Source organism: Mesorhizobium atlanticum, assembly GCF_003289965.1.
Classification (GTDB): domain Bacteria; phylum Pseudomonadota; class Alphaproteobacteria; order Rhizobiales; family Rhizobiaceae; genus Mesorhizobium; species Mesorhizobium atlanticum.
On the sequence record NZ_QMBQ01000001.1, the window covers coordinates 710933 to 725113 of the forward strand.

Consider the following 14181-nt stretch of genomic DNA (forward strand, 5'->3'; position numbering starts at 1 on the left):
CATTCCCCTGTCCATGGAACGGGGCCGCACCATGCGGCCCCTTTCGTCAGCTCTCAATCTTACTTGAAGACCAGGAGCAGAGCGATCAGGAGCGAGAAGATGCCCAGAGCTTCGGTCACGGCGAAGCCGAAGATCAGGCGGCCGAACTGGCCGTCGGCAGCCGACGGGTTGCGGAGCGCGCCCGAGAGGTAGCTGCCGAAGATGTTGCCGAGGCCGATGCCCGCGCCGCCCATGCCGATGCAGGCGATACCAGCGCCGATAGCAGCTGCTGCAGTTGCGTCCATTTCAAAACTCCTGTGGTTTGCTTGTTCGTTGCAGTTGGTACGTTGGGTATGCTGGCGCCGGGGCGCCGGTGAAAATCGATCAGTGGCTCGGGTGCAGCGCGTCGTTCAGATACATGCAGGTCAGCACCGCGAAAACGTAGGCCTGCAGGAAGGCGACCAGGAGCTCGAGCGCGGTCAGCGCGACGGCCATGGCGAGCGGCAGGACCGAACCGGCAATGCCGACGGCGCCGAGCGCGCTGAGGCTGACGACGAAGCCCGAGAACACTTTCAGCGTGATGTGACCAGCCAGCATGTTGGCGAAAAGACGAACCGAGAGGCTGACCGGGCGCGAGACGAAGGAAATGACTTCGATCGCCACCACCAGCGGCAGCAGAAGACCCGGCACGCCATGCGGCACGAACAGCTTGAGGAAGCCAAAACCGTGCTTGGCGAAGCCGTAGACGACGACCGTGCCGATGACCAGGATCGCCAGCGTGAAGGTGACGATGATGTGGCTGGTGACGGTGAAGAAATAGGGGAACAGGCCGATCAGATTGGCGACCAGCACGAACATGAACAGCGAGAACACCAGCGGAAAGAACTGCATGCCCTGCTTGCCGGCGGCATCGCGCAGCATGTTGCCGACGAATTCATAGGCCATTTCGGAGACCGACTGCAGGCGCCCCGGGATCAAGGCGCGGCTGGCCGTGCTCCAATAGAGGAAAGCCGAGGCCAGCACGATCGTCACGACCATGAACAGAGAGGAGTTGGTGAACGAGACGTCGTAGCCGCCGATATGCAGCGGGATGATCGGATGGATCTGGAACTGGTGGATCGGATCGACCTTGTCAGCAGCAGCCACTTTAAATCCCCGTCAAAGCCACAATTGGCTTCTTAAGTTCACTTCAGCGCCCAAGGGCGCCCACTTCATTCTTTCGGCTCGCGCGGCTTGCCGCCCTGTCCGAACTCCGGTGCAAGCCCCGCCGAACGCAGGACATTTAGTATACCGGCACCAAAGCCAAGCAACAGGCCCACGATCAGACCCCAAGGCGCTGTTCCCGCCAGGCGATCGATGATCCAGCCCAAGCCGACACCAACCACCACTCCGGCGATGAACTCGCTGGACAGTTTCAGCGCCTGACCGTAACCGGTCGCAGCTTTCGCTTCGTCTTTCCCCTCGAGCCGGTCCGTGCGTCTCGTCGCGAGCGATGCTTCGAGATCGCGCCGGCGGCGCTCAAGTTCGTCGTCGCGGATGGTGGCTTCTGGCTGCCTGCCGCGGCCGGTTTCTCCGGTTCCGTCTGGCCCGGTTTTGTCGGCCATCGCAACCCCCCTGCCCGGGCAGACGATTGCCGTCCGTCCGCTTCTAAAGTCGCCGGCAACATAGTTAGAGGGTCCGCGCCCGTCAAGCCACGGGCCGAACTTCCGACCGATGTATTTTTCGCTGTTAAAACAATGATTTATCGAGGTGCGACATCGTGCCCTTCACGGCCGCGTGAGGTGACGGCGCGAATCCTGGCGACAAGCCGCGCCGATCGGCCCGCGCGGCGGGCCGCCGGGAGCGTTGCCGGAGGCGTCGTTCAGGCGGGTCCAGTCCAGGTCGCGCGACGGCTCAGCTCCAGCCGCCGCCATAGGTGCGGTAGAAGATATGCAGGCCGATCCTGGTCATGCGCTGCATGGCGCGCGCCCAGCCGGGATGGACGTAGTTGGCGTAGTAATGCGTCGACGAGCCGACCTCGGGAATGAAGATCTTGCCGGCGGTCACCGCCATGGCGACCTCCTGCGCGGTCTTGTAGGAAGCCTGGTCGGTGATGGTCTTCTTCCTGCCGTCGCAAGCGAAGGAGAACTGACAGCGATTGAACCAGTCGTCGTTCTGGTAGATGACGCCGCAGATCGTCTTCGGATAAGCCGGATTGCGGACGCGGTTCAGGATCACCTGGGCGACCGCCGCCTGGCCTCGCACTGGCTCGCTGCGCGCCTCGAAATAGATGCCCTTGGCAAGGCAGGCCTGCTCGGGCTTGGAAAAGACGCTGGCCGGCAGCGGGTTCTGGAGCCAGGCATGGTCGCCCTTGCCCATCGGCGGAATGAAGCGGCCGTTGTTCGGATCGTCCTGCAGTAGCGCCTCGAAGGGCGAGGCCTTGGCATAGTCGGGCGCGGATTGGGCATAGGCCGTGGCAAGAACGTCCGGCTTGTCGTTGTTGACGAGGGCGACAAGCGCCGCCGGCAGGGCCGGGTCGGGCTTCTTGTCCTCGCGCAGATGGAACGCCTGGGCGATCTGGACTTCCTTGCCCTTGATGCCTGGCTTGGCGAAGGTGAGCTTCAGGCCGCTGTCCATGCTTGGACGCAGCAGCGAGGAGGTGCGCTCGAAAATCGAGCCGGCGCTGAAATTCTTGGGCGGCGCGACGGGCGAGACCTGGACGAGGCGGCCCTTCTTGTCGGCGCGCACGACACGATCCTCATCGGGCGTGGCGCCCGCGGCGTTGCCCTTGCCACGGAAGGCAACCGTGCCCACGCCCGGCAGATTGACGCCGGAGCCGGAGATCGAGCCGGTGGTGGTGGAATCGATGAACGGCATTTCTGCGGCATGCACCGAGCCGGCGGCGGATTTCTCGATATAGGCGTTCCAGCGGGCGCTGGGCGTTTCCAGGCCGGTGATCAGGCTGGTCATATCCTGATAGGCGACGACCGACGGAAAGCCGATCCACATGCCGAGCCCAAGCACCAAGGGAGAAAGGAAGGAACGTCTTTTCGCAACGGCGGCGGCGGCAAGCCGCATGGAAACGCGTCGATGCACGGAACTCTCCAGAACGCTACTGACCCCGGAGAGCCAAAATGAAGCATTAACCTTGATGCGGGGTTAACGACATCGATCGTGTTCTTTCCATGTTTGAGGAAAGCCGGCCCGCAGTTTCCACAGCGGGCCGACGGAGAATCGGGCATGGCGGGTGCATCAGGTTTGGGTGAATCAGGCCTGGCGCAGGAAGATCGGGCAGGCGAGCGCCGCGCAGATCGCGGCCGCGAGCCACACACCCGGCCAGGCAAAAGCCACCAGCAGCCACGGAATGGCGATCGGCACCAGGCAGAAGCCGACGAACACAAAACTGTTGGCCAGGCTGAGCGCGGTGCCGACATGGCCGGCGCCGGCAAGCGTGGCAAGCTCGGTATAGGCGACGCCGTGCCAGGCGGAGACGAATATGCCGGCAACGACGACCACCAGAGGAAGCAGCGGCAGCAGCGCGGGGATTGCGGCGGCGCCGGTCACCAGCAGCCACAGCACCAGGAAGGCCAGCGCGCTCAACGCGCTGCAGACTTTCAGAAACGGACGGCGGTTGCCGTGGCGGTCGGTGAAGCGGCCGCTCCAGACGCGCATCACCATGGCTCCGGTCTGCACGGCGGCGAGGGTTGCGCTGGTCACAAAGGTGCCCGTGCCGGCAAAGTCGTGCAGGAAGACCGAGGCGAAAGTCAGCACCGCGACCTGCGGGAAGCAGAGCAGACCGATGGCGGTCGAGATGCGCCAGACCTCGATGTTGCGCAAGGGTGCCGGGCCGCTTGTGGCGGTGGCGGCATGACCGCCGCTTCCTACCGGTGGCTCATGCAGCCAGCGCCAGGCAAAACAGGCCGAGAGCGCGGAGACGGTCGCAAGCAGGCCGAAGACCGCCGTGAAGCCGGAAGCCAGCGCCAGCGAAGGCAGGACGAGCGCGCCAAGCCCGCCGCCCAACGGCACCGCCGTCTGCCTGATGCTCATGGCGAAGCCGCGCTCGCCCTCGCCGAACCAGCCCATGATGGCACGGCCGCTGGAGCCGTTGACGCTGCCGCCGAGCAGGCCGGCGACGAGCAGGCTCGCCGAGAGCAGTGTGACGCCGGGAACGGCCATTTTCGTCGGTACGACCAGCAGCGCCATGATGAGAAGCCATGCCGCCGTCGCGCCGAGCCCGGTCAGGAGCACGCGGCGGTCGCCCCAGCGGTCGGTGAGCACGCCCCATGGCAGTTCGCTGAGCGCCACGCCGAGGCCGAGCAGCCCGAGCGCGAGGCCGAGCGAGGCATTGTCGAGATGGTAGCCCTGGCGCATCACGACCGCGGTCGCCGGGATGCCGGAGAAGGTGGCGGAGAAGCCGGCATTGGCGGCGACGCCGATGCCCAGCACCTTCCAGCGGTGACTGGGGCCGAAGGCGCGGCGCGCGGAGCTGGCGGCAATATCTGCATCAGGCCGTTGGCAGTCGTTGCGTGTGACGATGGCGGACATGAGCTCATTCCCATTGCGGCCGGCTGTCCGGCTTGACGGGCCGGATGTAGCGCCATAGCTTCATCCATAAAATCAGGAAGTTTTTGATCATTAATCCTGAAAATCAGGACAATCTCATGCGCCGCGTCACTTTCGACCTCGACGTCCTCAGAACTTTCGTCACCGGCATGGAGCTGGGCAGCTTCGCCAAGGCGGCCGAGCGGCTGGGACGCTCGACGTCGGCCGTCAGCGCGCAATTGAAAAAGCTCGAAGAGCAGGCGGTTACGCCGATATTCCGCAAGGCGGGGCGCGGCCTCGCGCTGACCGAGGCTGGCGAGACGATGCTGGGCTATGCGCGCCGGCTGATCGAGCTCAACGACGAGGCGGCTGCCGCCATCCGCGACGTCGAGCTGGAAGGCTGGGTACGGCTCGGCCTGCAGGAGGATTTCGGCGAGGCCGTGCTGCCCGATGTGCTCGGCCGCTTCGCCCGCGCCCATCCCAAGGTGAGGATCGAGGCGCGGATCGGACGCAGCCACGACCTTGCCGAGCGCGTCCTGTCAGGCAATCTCGACATCGCGCTCGCCTGGCATGACGGCACCACCCTGCCCTACAGCCGGCATGTCGCCGACGTGCAGGCGCGTTGGATCGGCCCGGCCAAGCCGATCGAGGCCGGTCCGCGCAATGGCGAGCCGCTGCCGCTGGTGGTGTTCGAAGCGCCGTGCCTTTTGCGCACGGTCGCGACGGAAACGCTCGATCGCGCCGGCATGGCCTGGCGCATGGCTTTCTCGAGCCCCAGCCTCGGCGGCATCTGGGCGGCGGTGGCGGCGGGCCTCGGCCTGACGATCCGCACCGATATCGGCCTGCCCGCCAATGTCAGGGCGATCGCGCCGGGGGTTCTGGGGCTTCCCGCCCTGCCGATGATGGCGCTGCATCTGCACCAGAAGGACGCCGAGCTCGACCCGGTGTCGGCGCGGCTGGCGGAGATTCTTTTGCAGGCGGCGCTGGAGACGCTGCCGGAGGGGGCACGAACCGGCGACGGGTTGCTAGAGGTCGCTTAAGCCCCAAACTTTCGTCATCCACGGGCGACGCGAAAGCGGAGCGTAGACCCGAGGAATAACGACTGGAAAGGCGTCGCCGCCTTGCCTCACCGCTTCTTCGCACGGCCCGCGAACGGATTGTCCGAGGTGCGCAGCGCCATGCGGATCGGCACGCCCGGCATGTCGAAGGCCTCGCGCAGGCTGTTGGTCAGGTAGCGGACATAGGATTGCGGCATCGCGTCCGGCCGCGAGCAGGAGACGACGAAACCCGGCGGCCGGGTTTTTGCCTGGGTGACATATTTGATCTTCAGCCGGCGACCGGCGACGGCGGGTGGCGGATGATGCGCCAGGATGCCTTCCAGCCAGCGGTTGAGCTTGCCGGTGGAGACGCGGCTGTTCCAGACTTTGTGCGTCTTGATGACGCTTTCCATCAGCTTGTCGAGGCCGCGGCCGGTCTCGGCCGATACCGGCACCGCCTGGATGCCGCGCACCTGCGGCAAGAGCCGCTCGGTCTTCTCGCGCAGCTCAGACAAAAGCTCCTGCGGATTGTCGATCAGGTCCCATTTGTTGAAGGCGATCACCGGCGCCCTGCCCTCGCGGATGATAAGGTCGGCGATCTGCAGGTCCTGCTTCTCGAACGGGATGGTGGCGTCGAGCACGATGATGACGATCTCGGCGAAGCGGATGGCGCGCAGGCCGTCCTGCACCGAGAGCTTTTCCAGCTTCTCCTGCACCTTCGACTTGCGCCGCATGCCGGCAGTGTCGAAGAGCTTGATGCGGCGGCCGCGCCAGTCCCAATCGACCGAGATCGAATCGCGGGTGATGCCGGCTTCCGGGCCGGTGAGCAGCCGCTCCTCGCCGATCAGCGCGTTGATCAGGGTCGACTTGCCGGCATTCGGGCGCCCGACCACCGCGATGCGCAGCGGCTTGGTGTCGTCATAGGGTGCTTCAGCGTCCGGGTCGGCGATGTCCTCGCCGATCAGCACTTCGCTGGCGGCAATCTCGCCGCTCTCTTCCTCGTCGTCCTCGCCGAAGACACGCTCCTCGCCAAGTGCTTCGACCACCGCGTCGCGCAGGTCGGGCATGCCCTGGCCGTGCTCGGCCGAAACAGGGATCGGCTCGCCGAGGCCAAGCTCCCAGGCCTCAAGCATGCCGCCTTGAGCGCCACGCGCCTCGGCCTTGTTGGCGACGAGCACCACCGGCTTGCCGGATTTGCGCACGACGTCGGCGAAGGTGCGGTCGTCCGGCATCAGGCCGGATTTCGCATCGACGGTGAAGAAGATGAGGTCGGCCTCGCGAATGGCGATCTCGGTCTGCTGGCGCATGCGGCCGGGCAGCGTCGAAGCCGCCGCATCCTCGAAACCGGCAGTGTCGATGACGTCGAAATGAAGATCGTAGAGTTTCGCCGCATGGACGCGGCGGTCGCGCGTGACGCCCGGCGTGTCGTCGACAAGCGCCAGCTTCTTTCCGACCAGCCGATTGAAAAGAGTCGATTTGCCGACGTTAGGCCGACCGATGATGGCGACTTTGAAGCCCATCCAGGGTCACGACGCGTTGCCCGACCCGCGGATCAGCTCGGACATCAGCTGCGCCCGCTGGCGCACATTGCGCGGGGCACCGTCATCCGAAGAGATCTGGTCGAACAGTTTGAGCGCATCGGCCGACTTGCCGTCCTTCCAAGCGGCGAGGCCGAGCGCCTCGCGCGCCGAATGGCGCAGCGGATTGGTGTCGGCGGTGAGTGCCTCGACCCGGCTGGAGACATCGGCGAAGGAGCCGTGGTCGACGAGCAGCAGAGCTGCCCTCAGCCTCGCCATATCGCGGATGCCGCCGGGGATGGCGTTGTCAGCGGCGACTTCGTCGAAATCCTTGACCGCGCCGTCGACGTCGCCCTTGTCGGCCTTGACGGTCGCCGCGCGCATGCGGGCGAGCAGCGGATAGGCGCCGTAGCCGTCCTTCTCCAGCTGGTCGAGAGCGGCGATCGCCTCGTCGTTCTTGCCGTCATTGGCGAGCTTGAGGGCCGCCGAGAAAGCGTCGCCCGAACGGTTGGCGCGGGTCTCGTCCCAGTAGCGGTAGCCAACGACGGCGGCGGTCGCCAGCACGATCAGGATGGCGATGCCCAGAATGGCCGGGCCAAAACGGTCCCAAAGCGCCTGCGCCTGCTCGCGACGAATCTCTTCGTTCACTTCGCGGATAAAACTGTCGTCCGACATCAATCAATAACCATTGCGGCCACAAACCTTCGCGGCGCTTCTTGTTGAGCCCGCGTTTTAGCGAAATTTTGTCGGCATGGAAGGGGGCGGGCCGGAAAATCGGCTGGGAATGCCGGGCACCCACAGGACTTGCCGAACGCATCCGCGCCACATTTGCGCGATAGCCGGCTTCCGAACAGCCGGAGGGGGTCCCGCCAGAAAGTTGCCAATGCTTCGTTCGTACCGCGTCCTTGCATACAGTCTTGCTTCGCTGGCCTCAGCCAATGCGGCCTTCGCCGATCCGCCGGAACCGCCAGCCGTTTCGCCGGCCAGGCCCAAGCAGGTCGTGCTGATCTCGTTCGACGCCGCCCGCGAGATCTCGCAATGGCAGCGAAGCCGGGCGCTGGCAAAGCGCACTGGCGCGCATTTCACTTATTTCCTGTCCTGCGTCTTCCTGCTCTCGCCGGAAACGCGGCAGGAGTATGCCGGCCCCGGCAAAGCCGCCGGCAAATCCAATGTCGGCTTCGGCGCCTCGAAACAGGACGTCGCGGACCGGCTGGAGCAGGTCCGGCTGGCCGCGGCCGAGGGCCACGACATCGGCAGCCATGCCTGCGGCCATTTCGACGGCAAGGACTGGAGCAAGGCGGACTGGCTGGCCGAATTCGCCTCCGTCCGGCGCATCTTCGAGAACGCCTATGCGATCAACGGCATCTCGCCCGAGCCGCCCGGCTGGCGCGATTTCGCCCGCCATGCCGTGACCGGTTTTCGCGCGCCATACCTTTCCACCGACAAGGCGCTTTACGAAGCACTGCCCGAGGCCGGCTTCCTTTATGATGCGAGCGGTGTCTCGAACGGCCCCGAACTGCCGCCGACCAGGAACGGCACCACCCGCTTCGCGCTGCCTCTCATTCCAGAGGGGCCGAAGGCGAAGCCGGTGGTCGGCATGGACTACAATCTCTATGTCCGCCACTCAGACGGCGCCGAGAAACCGGCGATGGCGGGCGAGTTCACCGAGCGCGCCTATCAGGCATTTCGCGCCGCCTTCGACGCCCAGTACGACGGCAAGCGCCTGCCGCTGGAACTCGGCTTCCACTTCACGCTGATGAACGGCGGCGCCTATTGGGACGCGCTGGAGCGATTCGCCGGCGAGGTCTGCGTGAAAGCCGATGTCGAGTGCATCAGTTTCCGCGATTATGTCGCACGCCAGAGCGCCGGGCAGGCGCAGGCGAGTGTGGGCGGCTAGCCGGACTCTAGCTTGCCGGCTGATCTTCGGGCCGCATACCGGCTTGCTCGCGTTCTAGATAGTGCTGATCGATAACCGGCAGCTGCTCGCCCAGCAGCGTCGCTTCGAAGGCTCGCAAACGTTTGTGCACCGACTGCAGCTCGACAATCGTCGACCAGGAATTCAGTAGGAATTGAAGCGAATTCGTCACCTTGCCGAACGCGTTCGATATCTGGTTCAGGGCGCCGAACGTGATCTTATGCGCAACCAGCGAGGGCCCAAGGATGAGCAACGAGAAGATGTTGTCGGCCTGCAGGTAGGTGTAACGAACGACGTTGAAATAGATGTAGTGGAAATAGAGCTTGAAATAATTGCGGCGGACATTGGCGAATAATTGGGTCGTCGTCGCCGGCTGAGCCCGGTCGGGATGATCTTCGCCGTAGACCAGTTCCTTGCGATAGGCTGCCTCGACGCGCTGGTTGCGGAACTGCAGGCCCGGCAGCTTGAGACCCGCCACCATGACGGAGATCGTCCCGAACAAGCACCAGCCCAATGCGGCAATAACCAAGGGCTGCGGGACCGCGCCGACGATCGGCAGTTCGGTAATATGGGCCTGCAATTGAATCAGGACCGGCAGAAAGGCGATGAGTGTCATGATGGACTGAACGAAGGTCGAGCCAAGGTCCTCCATGATCTGCGAAAAGCGCATCGTGTCTTCCTGGATGCGCTGCGAGGCGCCTTCAATGTGACGCAGCCGACCCCAGTTCGCCATGAAGTAATCGTTCATCGCGGTGCGCCAGCGGAAGATCCAGTGGCTGACGATGAAGGCATTGATTACCTGCACGTTCATGCCGACCAGCGCCAGCCAGGAGAAATCGGCCAGTCCTATGTAAAATTCCGAGTCAGTCGACTTCCCCGTGCCCGACATCAGGCCCTGCACGTAGTCGAAGAACGGACCATACCAATTGTTGACGGCGACGCTGATCTGAACGTTGAAATAGATGAAGAACAGAATGACAGCGGTCATCAGGATCGACCAGTTCTGCCAAGGATGCGGGGCGTACCAGCTCCAGAATGCGTAGAAGACCGCCACGCAGGCCACGAAGTAGACATAGAACCACAGGAACGGCTTCGACCACAGAACAGCGATGCCGATGATGGGCGGTGCGCCAGCGGCCGCCGGCGGCAAACCGAAGACCGCGCCCAGCTGCTCGCCACCGAAAAACCAGAACAGAATCGCTGCAAGGCTCCAGAGGGCGGCCGACGTGAAGAAGAGCTTCGGCTGCGGGAAGAAAGATACGAACACTGTGGCGGGTTTCCTCGGTCTGACCGCAAATCAGCGGCGTTGCTGTTCGGCGGGCATAAGGTCACACATTAGGGGGAAAGAAAATGGCCTGCCCGATGCCCGGCATCGAACAAGGCCGCAAATCATGGCGATTTTGGCGCGGCCGACCAGGCAATGACGCCGGAGAGCAACAGGGCGACCGCCGCCATGATCGAGGCGAGCACATAATTGCCCGACGCCTGGGCGAGCAGGCCGGCGGCGATCGGGCCGACGATCTGGCCGAGCCCGAAGGCTGCCGTCATCACCGCGAAGATGCGGCGCGGCGATTGCAGCGCGAGCTGCCTGCCAATCTGTATCCCCAGCGCGGTGATGGCGATGAAGGTGCCGCCGAGCAGGACGCCGGCGATCAGCGGTCCGGCAGCGCCCTTGACGACGACGCTGGCGGTGACGCCGACCACCTCGATCAGGCAGGTGACCGCATAGGCGGCATAGAGGCCGATCCGCCCGGCCAGCTTCTGCCAGAACCAGGTCGAAGGAAAGCCGGCGAGGCCGGCGACCATCCAGACGCTTGCCTCGAAGACGCGGCTGCCGCCGCCCTGGCGAACAATGGCGATCAGAAACGTCGCGGTCACCACATAGCCGAAGCCGAACAGCCCGTAGGCGACGATCATCTTGGTCAGCGACCTGTCTCTGGGCAGCGCCGGCTCGCGGCCGGCAACGCCATTGGCCGGCCTGGCGGAGCCGGCAAGCAGCGCGACCAGAAGCAGGCCTGCTAGCGAGATCGCTCCCGACCAGAGCCAGCCCGCTGTCCAATCGGCATGCTCGGTGACCAGGATTGCCAGCAGCGCCGAGGATGCCGCGATGCCCAGGCCGACGCCGCCGAAATGCAGCGCCTGCAGATCGCCGCGGCCGGCTTCGGCGAGATGGCTGAAGACGATCGACGACATGAAGACCATGACGAAAGCGCTGGCGAGGCCGGCGAGGAACCGAATGACGAGAAAGGCGGCCATCGTCTCGTTCAGCCCCATCAGGCCGGCAAGCAAGGCGCTGGCGGCGAGGCTGGCGAACATCAGCATGCGCTCACGGCCATGCGCCCAGCCACCCGCGGCAGCCAGCGCGCCGACGAGATAGCCGAGGTAATTGGCGGAGGCGATCCAACCGGCATCGGCCGGCGTCAGATGCAAGGCCTCCATCATGCCGGGCAGGATCGGCGTGTAGACGAAGCGGCCGATGCCCATGGCGACGGCAAGCGCTGTCATGCCGGCAAAGGCAAGACGCAAGGGGGGTGGCGAGGCGTTCATTGCGGCGCACAATAAGTCTGTGCGTCCGCGAAACAATGTGCTTGCGTTGGGCCAGCGCTGCCAGGCCGCTCGATTTCAGGCCCTCTCAGCGGCAGCCCGTTTCGTACACGGTGCGGCCGGCGGTCAGCCGGAACGGCATGTCGCCCAGCTCGCGCTCCGACATGGTGTCGAGCACGGGATGCGACAGCGGATCGGTGACCCAGCGGGCGATTTCTTCCTCATCGCGCGGCCTCGCCTCGGTGCCGGGAAACCCTTTCAGCAAAGATAAAATCTTCATCGGACAAGCTCCTGCCTTGAGGCTGGTCCAGCCAAATTCTGGCTTTTACCACCGGGTTTCAATTGAGATTTCGACCCGAACACTTTAGAAAAACTGAATGGCTATGCTGAACCGCGTCCATCTCAACGGCTTGCGCGCCGTGGAAACCGTTGCCCGGCTGGGATCGCTGGCGGCAGCGGCCGCGGAGCTGAACGTCTCGGTCAGCGCCGTCAGCCAACAGGTCAAGCGCACGGAAAAGCAGCTGGGACAGGCGCTGTTCGAACGCACGCCGGGCGGACTCGTGCCGACCGAATTCGGCGCCGTCTTCACGGCGCGGCTGAGCGCCGGCTTCCGCGAGCTCGCGCAAGCGGTGGCGCTGGCCGACGAGGCCAATGAATGCACGCTGGTCGTCTCGGTGGCGCCGGCCTTCGCCTCGAAATGGCTGTTGCCGCGGCTGTCGCGGCATTTCGCCCGGCACCCCAATGTGCTTTTGCGCATCGACGCCTCGGCCAGGGTCGCCGATCTCGACCGCTCCGACATCGATATCGCCATCCGGCTCGGCGACGGCAAATGGCCCGGCGACCGCGCCGAGCTTTTGCTTGCGCAGGAAGTGTTTCCGGTCTGCGCGCCCTCGATCGCGGCCAGGCTGAAGTCGATCGGCGATCTGGCGCAGACCTGCGCCATCACCGACGAGCGGGCGATGTTCAGTTGGGACAGTTGGTTCGAGGCGGCCGGTGTCGAGCCGGTCACCTTCCAAAAGGGCGCGCGCTTCACCGATCCGATGCTTTGCCTGGAATCGGCGATCGCCGGCCACGGCGTGATGCTTGCCTGGCAGTTGCTGACCGCCGACGCGCTGGCCGACGGCCGACTGGTCGCGCCCTTCGGCATCAGGGCCGAGAGCGGGCTGGGCTACTGGCTGGTGACCTCGGCCACCAAGAGCGAAAGCCGCAAGGTGCGCGACTTCAAGGCCTGGATCCGCGAGGAGATCGAGGCGACCATGGCGCAGTTCCGGGCGCTGGACAGCGCCGCATAAAAGCTGCGCACTTTCGCGATCCGTCATGCTTGAGAGCAGGCCCAGTCGATCGCGGTGGAAAGGCCAACCGCAGCGGTCTATGTAAGGATGAGAACCCCAACATAACGGTAGGCAGGATCATGACCACACATTCGCGCGGCGTCTCGGCAAGCATCGACCCGGTGAAACTCGACAGGCTGGCCGAAGTCGCCATCAAGGTCGGGCTGCAGCTGCAGCCCGGTCAGGATCTGGTGCTGACCTCCTCGATCGCGGCGCTGCCGCTGACGCGGCGCATCGTCGAGCACGCCTACAAGGCGGGCGCCGGGCTGGTTACGCCGATCTTCAACGACGACGAGATCACGCTGGCGCGCTTCCGCTACGGCGCCGATGCCGGTTTCGACCGCGCCGCCGGCTGGCTCTATGAAGGCATGGCGAAAGCGTTCTCGAACAATGCCGCGCGGCTCGCGGTGCGCGGCGAAGACCCATCGCTGCTTTCTTCGCAGGATCCGGCCAAGGTGGCACGCGCCAACAAGGCGAATTCGATGGCCTACCAGCCGGCACTGGAGAAGATCACCGGCTTCGACATCAACTGGAACATCGTCGCCTATCCCGATCTTGCCTGGGCTCGCCAAGTTTTTCCCGGCGAGCCGGACGACGTCGCAGTGGTGAAGCTCGCCGACGCCATCTTCTCTGCCTCGCGCGTCGACGTCGAGGACCCGATCGGCAATTGGAAAGCGCATAACGCTGCGCTGGCCGAGCGCACGAAATGGCTGAACGAGCACAATTTCCATTCCCTGCATTTCACCGGACCAGGCACGGATCTCACCGTCGGCCTGGCGGATGGTCACGAATGGATGGGCGGCGCCTCGACGGCGAAGAACGGTGTCACCTGCAATCCCAATATCCCGACCGAGGAGGTCTTCACCACGCCGCATGCAAGGCGCGTCGAGGGTCACGTCTCCTCGACCAAGCCGCTCTCCTACCAGGGCACGCTGATCGACGAGATCTCGGTGCGCTTTGAGGGCGGACGGATCGTCGAGGCCAAGGCCTCGAAGGGCGAGGACGTCTTGAAAAAGGTGCTCGACACCGACGAGGGCGCGCGGCGTCTCGGCGAGGTGGCGCTGGTGCCGCATTCCTCGCCGATCTCGAAGAGTGGGCTTCTGTTCTTCAACACGCTGTTCGACGAGAACGCCGCCTGCCACATCGCGCTGGGCCAGTGCTACTCGAAGTGCTTCGTCAACGGCGCCTCGCTCAGCGAGGACGAGATCGCCGAGCGTGGCGGCAACAAAAGCTTCATCCATATCGACTGGATGATCGGCTCGGACAAGATCGACATCGATGGCGTGGCCAAGGACGGCGGCCGCGTGCCGGTGATGCGCAAGGGCGAGTGGGCATAA

Annotated in this window: 14 protein-coding genes; 4 read left to right on the forward strand and 10 right to left on the reverse strand. The window is 64.7% G+C overall.

Annotation, left to right across the window (positions count from 1 at the left end):
* Positions 1 to 59 precede the first annotated feature (59 nt).
* From DPM35_RS03765 to DPM35_RS03785, 5 genes are all read right to left on the reverse strand, one after another.
* Complete coding sequence (locus DPM35_RS03765; protein ID WP_027164582.1) at positions 60 to 284, reverse strand: F0F1 ATP synthase subunit C; 225 nt, start codon at positions 282 to 284, stop codon at positions 60 to 62.
* 79 nt (positions 285 to 363) lie between these two features.
* The gene (locus tag DPM35_RS03770) at positions 364 to 1125 is read right to left on the reverse strand and encodes a F0F1 ATP synthase subunit A (protein WP_112125950.1); all 762 of its coding nucleotides are present in this window, start codon (positions 1123 to 1125) and stop codon (positions 364 to 366) included.
* Between the two features lie 65 nt (positions 1126 to 1190).
* Complete coding sequence (locus tag DPM35_RS03775; protein WP_112125951.1) at positions 1191 to 1583, reverse strand: AtpZ/AtpI family protein; 393 nt, start codon at positions 1581 to 1583, stop codon at positions 1191 to 1193.
* Between the two features lie 289 nt (positions 1584 to 1872).
* A complete protein-coding gene (locus DPM35_RS03780) occupies positions 1873 to 3054 on the reverse strand; it encodes a cell wall hydrolase (RefSeq protein ID WP_112125952.1) in 1182 nt (393 codons plus the stop codon).
* Positions 3055 to 3225: 171 nt separating this feature from the next.
* The gene (locus tag DPM35_RS03785) at positions 3226 to 4503 is read right to left on the reverse strand and encodes an MFS transporter (RefSeq protein WP_112125953.1); all 1278 of its coding nucleotides are present in this window, start codon (positions 4501 to 4503) and stop codon (positions 3226 to 3228) included.
* Positions 4504 to 4619: 116 nt separating this feature from the next.
* On the opposite strand from DPM35_RS03785, the gene DPM35_RS03790 reads away from it, so the two are divergent.
* Complete coding sequence (locus tag DPM35_RS03790; protein ID WP_112125954.1) at positions 4620 to 5540, forward strand: LysR substrate-binding domain-containing protein; 921 nt, start codon at positions 4620 to 4622, stop codon at positions 5538 to 5540.
* A gap of 86 nt (positions 5541 to 5626) precedes the next feature.
* Here DPM35_RS03790 and der read toward each other — a convergent pair whose 3' ends face one another.
* Complete coding sequence (gene der, locus DPM35_RS03795; protein ID WP_112125955.1) at positions 5627 to 7057, reverse strand: ribosome biogenesis GTPase Der; 1431 nt, start codon at positions 7055 to 7057, stop codon at positions 5627 to 5629.
* A gap of 6 nt (positions 7058 to 7063) precedes the next feature.
* Entirely contained in the window at positions 7064 to 7729 is a 666-nt protein-coding gene (locus DPM35_RS03800; RefSeq protein ID WP_112125956.1) for a tetratricopeptide repeat protein, read from the reverse strand.
* A 208-nt stretch (positions 7730 to 7937) separates the two neighbouring features.
* Between DPM35_RS03800 and DPM35_RS03805 the strand changes: the two genes are divergently transcribed.
* Entirely contained in the window at positions 7938 to 8951 is a 1014-nt protein-coding gene (locus DPM35_RS03805; protein WP_112125957.1) for a polysaccharide deacetylase family protein, read from the forward strand.
* A 7-nt stretch (positions 8952 to 8958) separates the two neighbouring features.
* On the opposite strand, the gene sbmA is transcribed toward DPM35_RS03805, so the two are convergent.
* From sbmA to DPM35_RS03820, 3 genes are all read right to left on the reverse strand, one after another.
* Positions 8959 to 10236, reverse strand: a complete 1278-nt coding sequence (sbmA, locus tag DPM35_RS03810) for a peptide antibiotic transporter SbmA (RefSeq protein ID WP_112125958.1) — start codon at positions 10234 to 10236, stop codon at positions 8959 to 8961.
* 122 nt (positions 10237 to 10358) lie between these two features.
* Positions 10359 to 11516 (reverse strand): YbfB/YjiJ family MFS transporter, encoded by a 1158-nt coding sequence (locus DPM35_RS03815; protein ID WP_245431414.1) that lies wholly within the window; start codon positions 11514 to 11516, stop codon positions 10359 to 10361.
* Between the two features lie 85 nt (positions 11517 to 11601).
* A complete protein-coding gene (locus DPM35_RS03820; protein ID WP_112125959.1) occupies positions 11602 to 11793 on the reverse strand; it encodes a hypothetical protein in 192 nt (63 codons plus the stop codon).
* A 97-nt stretch (positions 11794 to 11890) separates the two neighbouring features.
* Here DPM35_RS03820 and DPM35_RS03825 point away from each other — a divergent pair, with 97 nt between their 5' ends.
* Both DPM35_RS03825 and DPM35_RS03830 read left to right on the forward strand, forming a co-directional pair.
* Positions 11891 to 12805: a LysR substrate-binding domain-containing protein gene (locus DPM35_RS03825; protein WP_112125960.1), complete on the forward strand. Its 915-nt coding sequence runs from the start codon at positions 11891 to 11893 to the stop codon at positions 12803 to 12805.
* A 119-nt stretch (positions 12806 to 12924) separates the two neighbouring features.
* Entirely contained in the window at positions 12925 to 14181 is a 1257-nt protein-coding gene (locus DPM35_RS03830) for an aminopeptidase (RefSeq protein ID WP_112125961.1), read from the forward strand.